This is a genomic window from Rohdeia mirabilis, assembly GCA_007750655.1.
Classification (GTDB): domain Bacteria; phylum Planctomycetota; class UBA1135; order UBA1135.
In genome coordinates this window covers 3,036,345-3,050,624 of sequence record CP036290.1, presented here as the reverse complement: position 1 = coordinate 3,050,624, position 14,280 = coordinate 3,036,345, and the positions used below count along the sequence as shown (strand labels likewise).

Annotated in this window: 11 protein-coding genes; 5 read left to right on the top strand and 6 right to left on the bottom strand. The window is 71.4% G+C overall.

The window, feature by feature from the left end; translation table 11 throughout:
• Positions 1–900 carry a succinate--CoA ligase subunit alpha gene (gene sucD / locus Pla163_RS11360; RefSeq protein WP_145188134.1) on the top strand — a complete coding sequence of 300 codons (900 nt, stop codon included), beginning with the start codon at positions 1–3 and terminating at the stop codon, positions 898–900.
• A gap of 94 nt (positions 901–994) precedes the next feature.
• Here sucD and Pla163_RS11355 read toward each other — a convergent pair whose 3' ends face one another.
• The 3 genes from Pla163_RS11355 to Pla163_RS11345 form a co-directional block, all read right to left on the bottom strand.
• Entirely contained in the window at positions 995–1,708 is a 714-nt protein-coding gene (locus tag Pla163_RS11355) for a hypothetical protein (RefSeq protein WP_145188131.1), read from the bottom strand.
• A gap of 211 nt (positions 1,709–1,919) precedes the next feature.
• Positions 1,920–2,954 carry an alpha/beta hydrolase family protein gene (locus Pla163_RS11350; RefSeq protein ID WP_145188129.1) on the bottom strand — a complete coding sequence of 345 codons (1,035 nt, stop codon included), beginning with the start codon at positions 2,952–2,954 and terminating at the stop codon, positions 1,920–1,922.
• 44 nt (positions 2,955–2,998) lie between these two features.
• The gene (locus Pla163_RS11345) at positions 2,999–3,832 is read right to left on the bottom strand and encodes an FkbM family methyltransferase (RefSeq protein ID WP_145188125.1); all 834 of its coding nucleotides are present in this window, start codon (positions 3,830–3,832) and stop codon (positions 2,999–3,001) included.
• Positions 3,833–4,039: 207 nt separating this feature from the next.
• Between Pla163_RS11345 and Pla163_RS11340 the strand changes: the two genes are divergently transcribed.
• Entirely contained in the window at positions 4,040–4,576 is a 537-nt protein-coding gene (locus tag Pla163_RS11340) for a 6-pyruvoyl trahydropterin synthase family protein (RefSeq protein ID WP_419185831.1), read from the top strand.
• Positions 4,577–4,687: 111 nt separating this feature from the next.
• On the opposite strand, the gene Pla163_RS11335 is transcribed toward Pla163_RS11340, so the two are convergent.
• On the bottom strand, positions 4,688–6,436 hold the full coding sequence (locus Pla163_RS11335; RefSeq protein ID WP_419185830.1) for a cation:proton antiporter domain-containing protein: 1,749 nt from the start codon (positions 6,434–6,436) through the stop codon (positions 4,688–4,690).
• A gap of 221 nt (positions 6,437–6,657) precedes the next feature.
• On the opposite strand from Pla163_RS11335, the gene miaB reads away from it, so the two are divergent.
• The gene (gene miaB / locus Pla163_RS11330; RefSeq protein WP_145188116.1) at positions 6,658–8,121 is read left to right on the top strand and encodes a tRNA (N6-isopentenyl adenosine(37)-C2)-methylthiotransferase MiaB; all 1,464 of its coding nucleotides are present in this window, start codon (positions 6,658–6,660) and stop codon (positions 8,119–8,121) included.
• Between the two features lie 131 nt (positions 8,122–8,252).
• Here the strand turns inward: miaB and Pla163_RS11325 are convergent, their stop codons facing one another.
• The gene (locus tag Pla163_RS11325) at positions 8,253–9,248 is read right to left on the bottom strand and encodes a malate dehydrogenase (protein ID WP_145188113.1); all 996 of its coding nucleotides are present in this window, start codon (positions 9,246–9,248) and stop codon (positions 8,253–8,255) included.
• Between the two features lie 391 nt (positions 9,249–9,639).
• Here Pla163_RS11325 and ribD point away from each other — a divergent pair, with 391 nt between their 5' ends.
• On the top strand, positions 9,640–10,803 hold the full coding sequence (ribD, locus tag Pla163_RS11320) for a bifunctional diaminohydroxyphosphoribosylaminopyrimidine deaminase/5-amino-6-(5-phosphoribosylamino)uracil reductase RibD (RefSeq protein WP_419185829.1): 1,164 nt from the start codon (positions 9,640–9,642) through the stop codon (positions 10,801–10,803).
• 7 nt (positions 10,804–10,810) lie between these two features.
• Positions 10,811–13,636, top strand: a complete 2,826-nt coding sequence (locus tag Pla163_RS11315) for a hypothetical protein (RefSeq protein ID WP_145188107.1) — start codon at positions 10,811–10,813, stop codon at positions 13,634–13,636.
• 25 nt (positions 13,637–13,661) lie between these two features.
• On the opposite strand, the gene Pla163_RS11310 is transcribed toward Pla163_RS11315, so the two are convergent.
• The gene (locus Pla163_RS11310; protein ID WP_145188104.1) at positions 13,662–14,231 is read right to left on the bottom strand and encodes a hypothetical protein; all 570 of its coding nucleotides are present in this window, start codon (positions 14,229–14,231) and stop codon (positions 13,662–13,664) included.
• Between the last annotated feature and the right edge of the window lie 49 nt (positions 14,232–14,280).

Below are 14,280 nucleotides of genomic sequence, written 5' to 3'. Positions count from 1 at the left end.
ATGAGTATCTGGGTCGACAAGAACACCAAGGTCATCACGCAAGGCTTCACCGGCAAGACCGGTACCTTCCACTCCGAGCAGGCCATCGAGTACGGCACGCAGCTGGTCGGCGGCGTCACCCCCAAGAAGGGCGGCACCATGCACCTCGACCGGCCCGTGTTCGACACGGTCGCCGAGGCGCGCGAGGCCACCGGTTGCAACGCGTCGGCGGTCTACGTGCCGCCGCCGTTCGCCGCGGCCGCGATCATCGAGGCCGTCGAAGCGGGCATCGAACTGATCTGCACGATCACCGAGGGCATTCCGGTGCTCGACATGGTGCGCGTCAAGGAAGCGATGGCCGGCACGAAGAGCCGCCTCATCGGTCCCAACTGCCCGGGCATCATCACGCCCGAGCAGTGCAAGATCGGCATCATGCCGGGCTACATCCACAAGCCCGGTCGCGTCGGCGTCGTCAGCCGCTCGGGCACGCTCACCTACGAGGCCGTCTGGCAGCTCACGACGCGCGGCATCGGTCAGAGCACCTGCATCGGCATCGGCGGTGACCCGATCAACGGCACGAACTTCATCGACGTGCTGTCGGCCTTCAACGCCGACCCCGAGACCGACGCGATCATCATGATCGGCGAGATCGGTGGCACCGCCGAGGAAGAGGCCGCCGACTTCATCGCCGCCAACGTCAAGAAGCCCATGGTCGGCTTCATCGCCGGAGCCACCGCGCCCCCCGGCCGTCGCATGGGCCACGCGGGTGCGATCATCTCGGGTGGCAAGGGCACGGCGAAGGAGAAGATCGCCGCGCTCGAGAAGGCCGGCGTCACCATGACGTCCAGCCCGAGCACGCTCGGCGAGCACATGGAGAAGCGGCTCGAGGCGGCGGGCCTCTTGGCGACGGCGAAGGGCTGAGTCGCGGGCGCGCGTCCGGGTGCACCCCGGAACGCGCTTCGACGAGCGCAGCGGGCGGGCGGTGTGAGCGATCACACCGCTCGCCCGCTGGCGTTCAGGGTCGCTCGTCTCGGAGTCGTTCGTCCGGCGGCCGCTCGAACGTGTCGCGCTCGGCGATCTGCGCCCGCGCGACGTCGCCGATCAACGTCAGCACCGCCGCTAGCAGCACGCACGGCGCCACCATCTCGAGCCACTCCTCGGCCAGTTGCTGGTAGAGGTGAACGGGGAAGCCGCGCCAGCGCTCGCCCGAGTGCACGAGGGCGCGCTCGACGCCTTCGAGTCCCAGCGCGCCCGCCCACATGCCGTAGGCCGCAACGGTCCGCCGTCGCGCGGACCTGGACGTCGTACTCGCGCGCCAGATGTGCACGAACACGGCCAGGCCGAACAGCGCCATCACCGGCAGCACGACGAACGTCCACGAGAAGCTCACGCCGTCCTCCACGCCCGACAGCCAGCTGAGCCGCTCGTGCAGCATCGCTTCGTCGTCGAGCGACAGGTAGGCGAAGAAGAGGCCCGTGAGCTTCCAACCGCGCTCGTTCTTCAGTACGCCGAGCGCCACGCAGGCAATGGCGAGCGCGATGGTCACCGCCACGCTGGTCCAGGTGACGAGGCTGTCTTCGCTCGCGAACGCGAACAGGTCGCGCAACGGTTTCGGCGCGTTGCGAAAGCGCCACACCAGGTGCAGCAGCACGTGGCCCGTGAGCAGGATCGCGCTCCAGACGAGCACGCCGCGTACGAGTCGGCGGGGGAGATGGGTGAGGAAGTCCACGGGAGGCGCGGGGTGGCAGCCCCGCATGGCGCCGAAGGATCGGGAGAGCCAGCGGAGACTCGGACGGTGGAGGCGTCCGGGTGGTTCACTCCATTCTGCCCACGCCGCGAGGGGGCTCCGGGCCCATCGGACGGTCGGCGGTGGCGCGAGGGCCGGGTCGCGACCGGGTGGATCGAACTGGACGTCCGCGGAACCACACCGCGCTCCGTCGTCAGCGGCTGGTGACTCCGACGCGATCGAACCAGGCGACCACCTCGCCCAGGACCTCGGTGTGGAACTTCGGGTCGCGCACGTTCACGTGGCCCAGGTCCAGCCAGCGGATCTCCTTGGGCTCGCCGCACCGCTCGTGCAGTCGTTCCGCCAGCGCGCGCGGCATGCGCTCGTCGCCCTCACCGGCCACGAAAAGGACGGGGCGCGGCGCGATGCGAGCGATGTGGTCGAGTGGCTCGAGCGGTGCGACGAGCACCGTCGCGACCCAGCCGCCGACCTGCGGCAGCGGGAACGGCGCCTTCAGGTTGGCGGCCACCAACGCGCCGAGATCGCCCGCTCCGAGCAGCAGACCGACCGCGGCGACGCGTTCGTCGAGGGCGGCGATCGCGGGTGCGAACAGGGCTCCGAGACTGCCGCCCACGAGCACCATCCGCTCCGAGTCGATGTCCGCGCGCGTCTCGAGCCAGTCGAGCGCCAGCAGCGCCGACGGTACGACGTCCCACACAGCCGCGTGGATGAGCCGACCTTCGCGCACGTTCGGGCCGATGCCGCTCGGCTTCGGATCGGGCTTCGAATAGGGGTAGTCGAGCCCCAGCAGCGCGACCTCGCGCTCGGGCTGCACCAGGTCGACGACCGCGCGACCTGTGCGTTCGCCGCCCATGACGATCGCGACCGGGTGTGGCCCGTCACCGGGCGGCAGGCGCAGCCGCGCGTGCACGACCAGGTCGCCGTCGCCCTCGATCTTTGCGTCCAGCGTTCGCCAGCCGCCCGTGGCCTCGAGTTCGGTGAGCGACGCACCGGCGAGGCGCTCGCGGCCGGCGAGCAGCACCGGGTCCGCGTCACGTCGCGCGTACAGCTCGCCCGCGACGAACAGCACGGCGAGCAGCACGCCGCTCAGCAGCACCGCGCGCCGCAGCCACGTCCGCCAACGCGGGCGAGTGCCCGCTGCACTCATCGTCGCCTTCGGGGAGTCCTTCGTCGCCGCGTGCGACGCGCGACTCGTCGCTCGGCGCTCGTCCCCGTGTTCGTCCTGCATGGACGCATCCGAGGCTCGATCACCGAGCCCAGCGCGCTCGCCGCTCAAGCCTCCTTGACCGACCGCCACAGACTCTTGGCCCGCGCCTTCGCCCCGCCCACGTGGAAGGGCAGACCGCGGGTGCCGTACAGGTCGAGGCCGCCCTTCACCGGGTCGCGCAGCATGGCCTGGGCCAGGATGCGCTCGGGCGTCATCGGGTACGGCGCCTCGGTGGCCTTGCCCATGGTGAAGCCTTCGCTCTCGAGCAGACCGAGCAGGTCCTTCGGGTCGCAGCCGCGCAGGGCGTAGGGCCAGAACTCGATCAGCAGCGCCATCTCGGGACTGGTGCGCAAGAGTTCCCTCGCACCCTGCAACGCCAGCCACTCCGAGCCCTGCGTGTCGATCTTGAGCACGCGCACCGGGCCCTTCACGTGGTCGTCGACGCGCGTGATCGCGATCTCGATCGTCTCGGCGTCCGACATGTCGCTGGGCGCGTCCGAGCCATCCACCACGCGGTTGTCGCCGTGGTTGTTCGCGGCCAGCGCGATCGTCGCCGTGCCCGGTTCGGCGCCAGCGGCCGCCACGTGCACCACGCCCTTGCCCGGGCCCTTCTTCATCGCGCGCTCGACGTTGCGGTGCGCGATGGCGGCGATGGCCGGGACCGGTTCGAAGGCGTGGACCTCGGCGCCGGCCAGGATCGCCTGCACCGCGAACCAGCCCACGTTCGCGCCCAGGTCGACCACCTGGCAGCCGGGCGTCACGTGGGAGAGGAAGAGCCTCGACTCGTGCTCCTCCCAGCCGCCGCGCTCGATGGCGGGGCCGATGATCGTGTCGCCCTCGACGATCTCGAACTGAAGGTCGAGACCGGGCACCTGGACGGTTCTGGATCGCAGCTCCATGGGACGAGCAGGCTACCAGAGGGCGCGCGCTTGAACCGCACGGCGGCCGGGACGATGCTCGCGCTTCCCCGGGCGGGTCCTCGCGCACGAGGTCCGGCTCCGGTTCCAGCACCCCGCCCGATCGAGCATCCCACGGCCGTGCCTTCCACGATCGTGCCTTCCCCGACCGTGCCTTCCCCGACCGTGCCTTCCCCGACAGCGCCTCCGATGTCCACCGCAGCCAGGCCCACCGACCCCCGCGAGACCTGGTCGATCGAGATCGACAAGGAGTACCTGAAATTCTCCTGCGCGCACTTCCTGATCTTCGCGGACGGCACGGCGGAGCGGCTCCACGGCCACAACTACCGCGTCTACGCCGAGGTCGACGCGGCCCTCGACGACCACGGGCTCGTGATCGACTTCATCGAGGTCAAGCCGGTCATCCGCGAGCTGTGCGACTGGCTCGACGAGCACTGGCTGCTGCCCGGCCAGCACCCGGACCTCTCCGTCCGCGACCTGCCCGCCCGGGACGGACTGTCCGAACACGTGGAGGTGCGCTTCAAGGACCGGCTCTACACGGCGCCCAAGGACAACGTGATCGTGCTGCCGATCAACAACACGAGCGCCGAGAACTTCGCGGGCTACATCGGCCGCGAGCTGGCGACGCGCCTGCGCCAACGCTTCCCCGCCGTGCAGATCCGACTGATCGAGATCAAGGTCGAGGAGACGCCGGGACAGCGGGGCGTCTTCCGGATGCGCGGCTGAGCGCCGAGGGCACCGCGGATGCGCGGCTGAGCGCCGAGGGCACCGCGGATGCGCGCATGCGCGACTGACCGGTCACGACGCGGGCGCGCTGCCGTCGCCGCCGGCCGCCGTTCACTCCTCGTCGTCGAGGAAGTAGTTGAAGTCGCCCGACTCTTCGCCGTGCAGAAGTTCGTAGGCGTGCGCGGGCGTGTCGGCGGTGAACAGTTCCTGCGCGAACGTCGGGTCCGTTCCGATCATGCGCGCCAGCGTCGCGAGCACCTCGAGGTGGCGCTCGCGTTGCCCGCGCGGCGTGGCGAGCAGCACGATGCAGTGGACCGGCTTGCCGTCCGGCGCGCCGAGCGCGAGTCCCTTGCGCGACAGGCCCATCACGCCCAGCATCCGCTCGCCCTCGTCCAGGGTTCCGTGCGGGATCGCGAGTCCACTGCCGAGCACGGTCGACACCTGCGCCTCGCGCTCGAGCGTGGACGCGAGCAATGGCTCGAGCGTCGACTGCGGCAGCTGGTGCGAACTCACGAGGCGCTCGGTCAAGCGTTCGATGGCGTCCTCGACGGTCTCCGCCTCGAGGCCGGTGACGATGTTCTCCTCGCCCAGGAAGTCGATCAGGCGCGTGCGATCCATGTCCGCCTCGCCCGAACGCTTCAGCGCGACGCGCGTCAGGATCGGTCCGACGATCTCGTTCAGCATCACGACGGCCAGGACGACCGCGACGAGCAGACTCTCCACCGCGTCGAAGGCCGGATCCTCCTGCAGCGTCAGCAACAGACCGATCGTCACGCCGGCCTGGGGGAGGCGCGACATGCCGAGCAGGTTCCTCAGCTTGTCGGGCGCCTGCGCCATGACCATCGCCGTGCGCGCGACGAGCAGTTTCGCGCCCGCCCGCGCCACGAACAGCACGCCCGCGATCAGGCCGCCGGTGACCAGCACGCCCGGGTCGAGCTTCATGCCCGCCAGCGTGAAGAACACCGCCATCATCGAGGGCAGGAAGTTCGCGAGCACGGAGTCGATCAGCTTCTCGCGCGCCGGCAAGAGGTTCGTCTGCACGAAGCCGAGCGCCAGACAGGCGAGTAGCGGCGACGCGCCCAACGCGCCCGCGATCCCGTCGCACAGAATCACGCCGATCAGTGCGATCGTGACCAACGCATCGGCGCGACCCGTGGAACGCGACATCCACACCAGTCCGAGTCCGATCGCTCCGCCCACGGCCAACGACGTCGCCAGGGACGTGAACGCGCCCGCGAAGATGCCGGCCACGCCGACGTTGTCGGCCATCGCGCTCAACGTGCCCGCGCGCGCCAGTTCGAACACGAAGATGCAGGCGATGTTCGACAGCGCGACGGACGCGAGCAGCGTCTTCGTCAGCACGCCGCGCGACTTCGTCTCGCGCACCAGGTGCACGGTCGTGGCGGGCGAGGTCTCGATCGCGAGCGCGGCCATCAGCGCGGCGATCGCGAGGCCCATCTCGATCCCGCCCCATCCGAGCGGCGTCCCGAGCGCCAGCGCGCCGAACACGATCGCCGGCATCAGCGTCAGCTCGAACAACAGCAGCAGCGTCAGGCGTCGCCCCGCGTTGCGCAGCCTCTGGATGTTGAGGTGCGAGCCGACCTCGACCGCGATCAGCGCCAGCGCGAAGTGCGAGAGCGGCTGCAGCGAGACGAGCACCGCCTTGCTGTCGACGAGTCCGATCCCGTAGGTGCCGACGACGAAGCCCGCCAGGATCTGGCCGGTGACGCTCGGCAGGTGGATCTTCTTCGCGAGGATCCCGAAGACCGCGCCGACGGCCAGGACGATGCCCAGGACCAGGAGCGGCTCGAGCTGGCCGAGCAGGGGGCCAGAGAGAGCGACGAGTGAGAGGCTGGGCACGGAATCGGGGCGTGGGCGGGGAGGGCCGGCGCGCTGTGGGGCCTCGAAGGCGCTGCAGCAGGGCGACCAAAATAGCGTCCGGGCCACGGCGGGGCGACCGCTGGCCGTGGGTCGTCCCGCCTTGTCGCCCCTGCGCGCGGCGGGCACACTGTGCGGCTCGACGCCGTCGCGCGAGGTCTCGCGCCACCCGACAGCGGACCCGCCCCGCGCCCGACCCTGCCATGGCCACCAAACGCTTCCAGTCCGCCCTGCTCCCCGCGGTCGACGGCGCTCCCACCGAGGGCGGCGGGGGGCCGAGCGTGCACCTGGTCACCTTCGGGTGCCAGATGAACAAGTACGACTCGTTGATGGTCGAGGGGCGCTTTCGCAAGCAGGGCTACCGCATCACGTCGTCGCTCGACGACGCGGACGTCGTGCTCTTCAACACCTGCTCGGTGCGCGACCACGCGGAAGAGCGAGTGTACTCGTGGCTGGGCGAGCTGAAGCACGCGAAGAACTCGCGGCCGGACCTCGTCATCGGCGTGCTCGGCTGCATGGCCCAGCGCGCCCAGGACGAGATCTTCTCGCGCGCCGGCCACGTGGACCTCGTGGTCGGGACGCGCCGCTTCCAGCACTTGCCGAACCTCGTGAACGAGGTGCTCGAACGCCGCGCCGACCCGGACGCGGGCGACGGGAGACTGCTCGACGTGGGCATGGACGAGGACGTGGTCGTCGACCGCAGCGGCGAGCCGTACACGGGCGGCCTGGCCGGATTCCTTGCGGTGATGCGCGGCTGCGACCTCAACTGCACCTACTGCATCGTGCCGGCCACGCGCGGTCGCGTGCGCTCGCTGCCGATCGGCGCGCTGGTCGACGAGGCCAAGTGGATGGTCGACTCGGGCGCGAAGGTGATCACGCTCTTGGGCCAGACGGTCAACAGCTACGGCGAGGACCTGCCCAAGCCCGGGCCCGGCGAGCTGTCGATGCGCGGTCGTCAGGGGCGCCCGTCGCTGGCCGACCTGATGTACGAACTCGAGGAGATCGACGGCCTGGAACGCCTGCGACTCATCACGCTGCACCCGTCCTACCTCACGCGCGAGCTCGCCGAGGCGCTGCGCGACTGCAGCAAGGCGGACCGTTTCCTGCCGCTGCCCGCGCAGTCGGGATCGGACGACGTGTTGCGCCGCATGAAGCGCGGCTACACGACCGACCTGTACCGCCGGCGCCTCGACATGCTGCGCGAGATCGTGCCCGACGTGGAGGTCGGGACCGACTGGATCGTCGGCTTCCCGGGCGAGACGGACGAGGACTTCGCGGCCACCGAGGCCTTCTGCGAGGAGATCGGCTTCGCGCAGAACTACGTCTTCAAGTACGACCCGCGCCCGACGACGAAGGCCGAGGTCGAGATGCCCGACGACGTGCCGACCGCGGTCAAGAAGGAGCGCAACTCGCGCCTGTTGCGCGTCGCCGAACGCAGTCAGTTCGCGCGCATGTCGGCCCAGGTCGGCAGCGAGGTGGACGTCTTCGTCGACCGCGAGAGCGAGCGCTACCCCGGATGGGTCCAGGGCCGCAGCACCCACACGCTGCACGTCAGCTTCGAGTGGCCCGCCGAGGCCGGCCCGATCGCGGACGCCATCGGCCGCATGCACCGGGTGCGCGTGGGCGAGGCGAGTCCGTTCGGACTGCACGGTTCGCTGGTTCACTGATCACTGGTTCACAGGTCCACCGGTCGCTCGTCCACCGACGCGCGAGCGCGAAACACCGACGCCACGCGAGCGGCCGCCGTCCCGAACCTCGGGACGGCGGCCGCTCGTCGTAGCGGGCTGTGCGCGGACGCTCAGCTCGGCAGGAGTGCCTTGACCTCGTCGCGCTCGTGGGCGAGTTCGGCGGCGCTGGCGGCGAGCTTCTCCTTCAGGAACGGCGTGAGCTCGAGCCCCTGGACGATCTCGTAGCCGCCCTTGCCGTCGGCGCGCACCGGGAACGACGAGATCAGGCCTTCCGGCACGTCGTAGCTGCCGTCGCTCGGGACGCAGACCGAGTTCCAACGGCCGTTCGGAGTCGGCGTCGTGAGGTCGCGCACGTGGTCGATCAGGGCGCTCGCCGCCGAGGCCGCGCTCGACTTGCCGCGCGCCTTGATGATCGCCGCGCCGCGCTGCTGGACCGTCTGGAAGAACTCGCCGGTCAACCAGGCCTCGTCGCCGATCACGTCGGCCGCCGAGCGCCCGTCGATCGTGCAGTTGACGAAGTCGGGGACCTGCGTCGCGGAGTGGTTGCCCCAGATGAGCGCGTTCTTCACCGCGGTCGAGTGCACGCCGGCCTTCGCGGCGAGCTGGGCCTGGGCGCGGTTCTGATCGAGGCGCGTCATGGCGCTGAAGCGCTCGTTCGGCACGTCCTTCGCCCAGTTCATCGCGATCAGCGCGTTCGTGTTGCAGGGGTTGCCGACGACGGCGACGCGCACGTCGCTCGCCGCGTGGTCGTTCACCGCCTTGCCCTGGGCCTCGAAGATCGGGCCGTTCTCGCGCAACAGGTCGCCGCGCTCCATCCCCGGGCCGCGCGGCTTGCTGCCGACGAGCAGACACCAGTTCGCGTCCTTGAAGGCCACGTTCGGGTCGGACGTGAGCACCATGTCGTGCAGCAGCGGAAACGCGCAGTCGTCGAGCTCCATCGCCACGCCGCGCAGCGCGTCCTGGGCGGCGTCGATCGGCAGCTCGAGCATCTGCAGCACGACCGGCTGGTCGGGGCCGAACATGTCGCCGTTCGCGATGCGGGGGAGCAGGGCGTAGCCGATCTGACCGGCGGCACCTGTGATGGCGACTCGGATGGGGGTGACCATGGGGAGGCGGGGCTCGTGGCTCGAAAGGAGGCGTTCGTGGCCTCGTGGATCCCGGGCGCCTTTTGCGCGCGGGTGGGACGGGACCCATTGTGCCGAGCGCCGTGGCGCGACCCAACCCGCGAGACGTCCTGTCGGTGGACCGGCGCCCGCGCCCGCGACCTCGCCCATCCGCGCGGCGGTCCGTGCCCTCTCGTGGTCGACCCGCCCCGGCATCAGGAACCCGCGCGGGCCCGTGCCGCGAATCCGTCCACCGCTCGACTTACGTTCCTCCCGCGCCTTCCCGTGGCGCGGCTCACGTCCTGCGACCGATACTCGAAGACCGACCCCAACGCAGATGATCCTGACCCCGATCACGCCCGACCGTTCACGGCGGGTAGCCTGCGCGGCCGACATGCCCTCCACCGTCGCCAGCATCCCCCGCGGACGCATGGCCCAGATCCTCGCGGAAGTGGGGGAACGGGCCCGCGCAGCGCGCTTCGAGATCGCGCCGAACCCGGCCGTCGGAGCTGCACTCGTGGCGGCGGACGGTTCGATCCTGGCGGAAGGGCGGCACCTGGTCTACGGCGGCCCGCACGCCGAGATCGAGGCCCTGCGCGCCTACCGAGCCACCGGACGGCCCATGGCGGACGTGCACACGCTGGCGATCACGCTCGAGCCCTGCTCGACGACGGGCAAGACGCCGGCCTGCACCGACGCGATCATCAAGAGCGGGATCAAACGCGTCGCCATCGCCGACCTCGATCCCGATCCGCGCCACCGCGGGCGCGCGCTGGCGATCCTCGGCGAACACGGGATCGAGGTGGAGACCCATCCCGGCGCCGCGCCGCTGTCCGTGGTCTCGCCGCACTTCGAGAGCTACACGAGTTACGAGCGCCTGCGCCGGCCGCGGCCGTGGCTGATCGCCAAGTGGGCCCAGACCCGCAGCGGTCACCTGTCGCCGCCCGAGGACGTCGGCGAAGGGCGCTGGATCTCGTCGCCCGAGAGCCTGCGCGAGGTCCAACTGCTGCGCAGCCACGTCGACGCGATCGTGACCGGCGTCGGGACCGTCGTCGCCGACGACCCGCGCCTCACCGTGCGCTTCCCGGCCGGTCTCGATCGTCCGCCGCTGCGGGTCGTGCTCGACACCGAACTGCGCACCCCGCCCGACGCGCGCATCTTCCGTCCCGCCGAGCGCGGCGAAGCTGGAGGACCCGTGTACATCCTGTGCCGCGCCGGCGCGAACGGCGTGCGCCACCGCGAACTGCTCGCGGCCGGAGCGCGCGTGCACCCGCTGCGTCCCGGTGCGGACGGTCGCGTGCACCTGCGCGAGTCGCTCGAGTGGATGTGGCGCTTCGGCGTCCGGCGCGCGCTGCTCGAGACCGGCCCGACGCTCCTGTCGTCGTACTTCGAAGCGGGGTTCGTCGACCAGGTGCGCATCTACACGGGCAACGTCAACGGCGGTCGGGGCGACTCCCTGGCCACGCTGCTCGCGGGCACGAAGCTGCTCGAGCGCAGCGACCGCGAGGTCGGTCCGGACGCGGTGCTCGAGGCCTTCGTCGGACGTTCGTCCCGCTGAGCGTTCGGTGCGGTCCAAGGCGGCCCCGTCCCGGCCCGGAGGCGGTGTAAGGTCGGCGGCGATGACCTCGTCCACGCAGCCGTCCGGTGCAGAGTTCCCGTCGACCGTGCTTCCGAGATCGGAGCCCGACCCCGGACGCGCTGACCGACTCGCGGGCGCGCGCGCGTCCCTGCACGCGCTCGGCCGACTGCTCCGGACCGCAGCGGGAGTGACGGCCCTGTGCCTCGTCGTCTCGAGCACTCTCGGCTCCTGTAGTGGGACGCGCGCGTCGCGTCTCGGCTCGCCGACCAAGCTCGCTCCCGCGCCCGCCGCCGTCGAGGCCTTCCGCGAAGCGCGCGCGGCGCTGCGCGAGCGCGCGACCGTGACCGCGCGCGATCGCGACGCGGCGCGGACCGTGGCCGAGATCGACGCGCGCATCGACGCGGCACTCGAACGGGCGGCCAGCGCTGCGCCCGACTGGGTCGCGCCGCAGCGACTGCTCGACGATCGCGCGCGCGCCCAGCTCGACGGGCCGCGTGCCCTCGCCGAGCGCCGTGCCCGACTGCGCGGTGCGGACTACGGCGCGGCCGACCTGTACCTCGCCGGCCGGCTCGAGGAAGCGGCCGGTTCGGTGCGCTTCCCGATGGCCGTCGCGCTCGACCGCTCGCTGTCGTGGCCGCACCACGCGTTGAGCGTGGACCGCGAGTTGGCCGGGGATCTGCGGGCCGCGGTGGCGCACCAGGCGCGCGCGCTCGATCGAGCGAACGGCGGCTACGAGGTGGCGCTGTTCGCTCGCAGGCTCGCGTCGCTCCTGCGCCGGACCGGGCGCGCGGGCGACGGCGTCACGGTCCTGCGCGGCGTTCTCGACGACGTGCGTCTCGGCGCCATCGACCGACTCGAGGTCTCGCTCGACCTGGTGGAGCTCGAACTGGCCTTCGATCGCACCGAGGCCGATCGCGAGCTCGGGCTGCGGCGCGCGCTGGGCCTCATCGCCTCGGGCCTGACCGGCCGCAGCGAGACGGCGAACGTCGTGCGGCGGCTGAGCCTGAGCCCGAAGGCGCGGTCCGACGCCGCCTTCCTGACCGATCTGGAACTGGCGCTGCGCCGGCACCCGACCTATGCGAACGACGAAGAGCTGTTCGACGAGCTGCGCGCGCGCGGCGTCCACTCCGTCGTGGTGGCGCTCGAGCGCGGGCTCGCTCCGGTGGACGCGGCGGTGCCACTGCCTCCGACGGGCGACGTGTGGGTCGACCTCGAACGCGCGTTCGCGGCGGGCCGGGACGCGACGCTCGCGGCACTCGACCGCCTGATCGACGAATTGCCGGACCAGGTGCTCGACGCGGACGGAGCGCTCGCCGATCCCAGGCTCGCCGCCCTGGTCGCGACGGCGCGCGCGACGGATTTCGACGCACCCCTGGGACGGGTCGAGTTGGCGGAGGCGTGCCTGCGGTGCGGTTGGATCGGTCCGGCGAGTGCCCTGGCGCGCGACGTGGATCGCGCGGCGGAACCCGCGCTCGTCGAACGGGCTCGCACCGTCGAACGACGGGCCCTGGCCGCCGAAGCGCTCCTGGCCGAGCTCGCGCGCCTGCTCGAGTCGATCCTGGGCGAGGAGACCGTCTTCGACATCGGCGCGGTGCCGCTCGCGGACTGGGACGATCTCGGGCCGCCGAAGGCCGTGAGTTCGAAGCTGGATCTCGACGAACTGCTCGCGCGCATCGGCGAGTTGGTGGAGCGCTACGCCGCCGCGATCGGCTGGGACGACGAGGACCTCGGGGCCGCGGTCGCGAAGTCACCGGTGCTGCGCTTCGGTCCGTTCGGCGCGGTGCTCGTGCCCGGTCCGGTCTTCGTGGCGCGCGACGAGTTCCTCGGCGTCGGCGCGGCCGGTGAACGCGTCCCGGGCCTGGCGGACGTGCTCGATCGTCTCGGTCGCATGGCGCTCCTCGGTCAACCGCCGTTCGGCGAGGTGGACGGCACCGTCCTGCGACGACTGCTCGCGACCGAGCGTTCCGGCGAACACCTGGGCATGCCCTGGAGCGGGATGGTCATCCTGTGCGAGGGCGTCGACGCGGTGGGGCGGCGCAGTCGTTCGGGCCTCTCGATCTCCGGCGCGGCGCTGCACGAAGGCTATTGGGTCGACGTGGGGTCACAGCGCAGCGTGCTCGCGACCTGGCGCGGTTGGCAGCGCCTCGTCACCGAACGCGGCAGCGACTGGGCACGCGAGCGACTGGAGTCGTTCCAGCTGCCGCTCGACCTCGGCGCCGGTGGCGTCGAACGCTTCGAGCGTGCGCGCCTCGCTCCGTCGTTGCTCGCGGCCGAGGCCCTGCGGGTGGCGGTGCTGCTCGAGCGCGCGCAGGCGCGTCCGACCGACGCGCCCGCGGACGCCGACCTGGTCACGCTGACCGAACTGATCCAGGTGGTCGGCAACCACGAGGAAGGGCACCTCACCGACCGCACGCGCTTCCTGCCGCTCACGAAGAACCCGCTCGGCATCGCGGCGATCGCGATCGGCGAGGGCTTCTCGCCGCTCGGGCTCGAGCGCCGGCTCGAGTATCGCGCTCAGTTGGTTTCGCTCGCCACGGTGCCGGACCCGCGCCTGCCGCTCGTCGACCTGCTCGAGGCGGCCGCGGTGGACGCGCGCCTCGAGACCGTCCACGCCCACGCCTACCGGCGGCTGTTGGGCGACCTGCTGGAGCTCTGGAACGAACGGCTCGAGCGCGATCCCGACGCGTGGCCGACGGTGCGGCGCGACTGCTACCTCATGTACCAGGTGCACCGGCTCGCGCCTTCGGAGCTGCACGAGCTGGCACTCGAACTGGCGCGACGCGAAGGGCTGGTGGCGTCCGGGGCCGATTGATGCGACGGACTGCGCGTTCGGCGCGTCAGGGGCGGCCGTCCTCGACCATCCGCATGCGCGCGACCTCGACGCCGTCCACCGACTGGATCAACAGCACGGGCGGACCCGGTCGGTCGACCGCGAAGTGGAAGACGGTCTCCTCGGGCAGCCCGTCGGCCGTGCGACCGATGACGCGGTAGCTCCAGCAGTCGAACGTCCCGACCGGGACCGTCACGGTCGTGTGCTCGAGACGCGTCCCTGCAGCGGGGAAGTACGCGTGGCTGCGCAGTGTCGGCCAGTCCACGCGCACGCCCGGCGCGTCCGCGCCCTCTTCCTCGCCGTTCGCGCCCAGACCGACGACGCGGATCGAGACACTCGTCGCATCGGGATCGAAGAACTCGGTCCGAACCCGAGCGACGACTTCGCCGTCGGGGCCCAGCGTCTCGGTCACGAAGTACGCGCCGTCCGGGTGGCTGTCGCGGATCTGCTCGGCCGTGTAGGGCGGCGGCGCCATGTTCGGCACGTCGGCGGACGGGAACGGCGTGGTTCGCGTTCCGGCGCAGGCGGTGCACAGGACGAGAGCGAAGAGCGCAGCGGCGCGAGCGAGAGTCGACATGAAAGCGTTCGGGTGAGCGTGCGGGGAGGGGAGGACGACGTGCGAGCGA

Bases quoted from the DNA above. Each gene is read 5' to 3' on its own strand.
- Pla163_RS11350 (WP_145188129.1), bottom strand. From the start codon at position 2,954: ATGCAGGACGAACACGGGGACGAGCGCCGAGCGACGAGTCGCGCGTCG.
- miaB (WP_145188116.1), top strand. From the start codon at position 6,658: ATGGCCACCAAACGCTTCCAGTCCGCCCTGCTCCCCGCGGTCGACGGC.
- Pla163_RS11310 (WP_145188104.1), bottom strand. From the start codon at position 14,231: ATGTCGACTCTCGCTCGCGCCGCTGCGCTCTTCGCTCTCGTCCTGTGC.
- ribD (WP_419185829.1), top strand. From the start codon at position 9,640: ATGCCCTCCACCGTCGCCAGCATCCCCCGCGGACGCATGGCCCAGATC.
- sucD (WP_145188134.1), top strand. From the start codon at position 1: ATGAGTATCTGGGTCGACAAGAACACCAAGGTCATCACGCAAGGCTTC.
- Pla163_RS11340 (WP_419185831.1), top strand. From the start codon at position 4,040: ATGTCCACCGCAGCCAGGCCCACCGACCCCCGCGAGACCTGGTCGATC.
- Pla163_RS11345 (WP_145188125.1), bottom strand. From the start codon at position 3,832: ATGGAGCTGCGATCCAGAACCGTCCAGGTGCCCGGTCTCGACCTTCAG.
- Pla163_RS11325 (WP_145188113.1), bottom strand. From the start codon at position 9,248: ATGGTCACCCCCATCCGAGTCGCCATCACAGGTGCCGCCGGTCAGATC.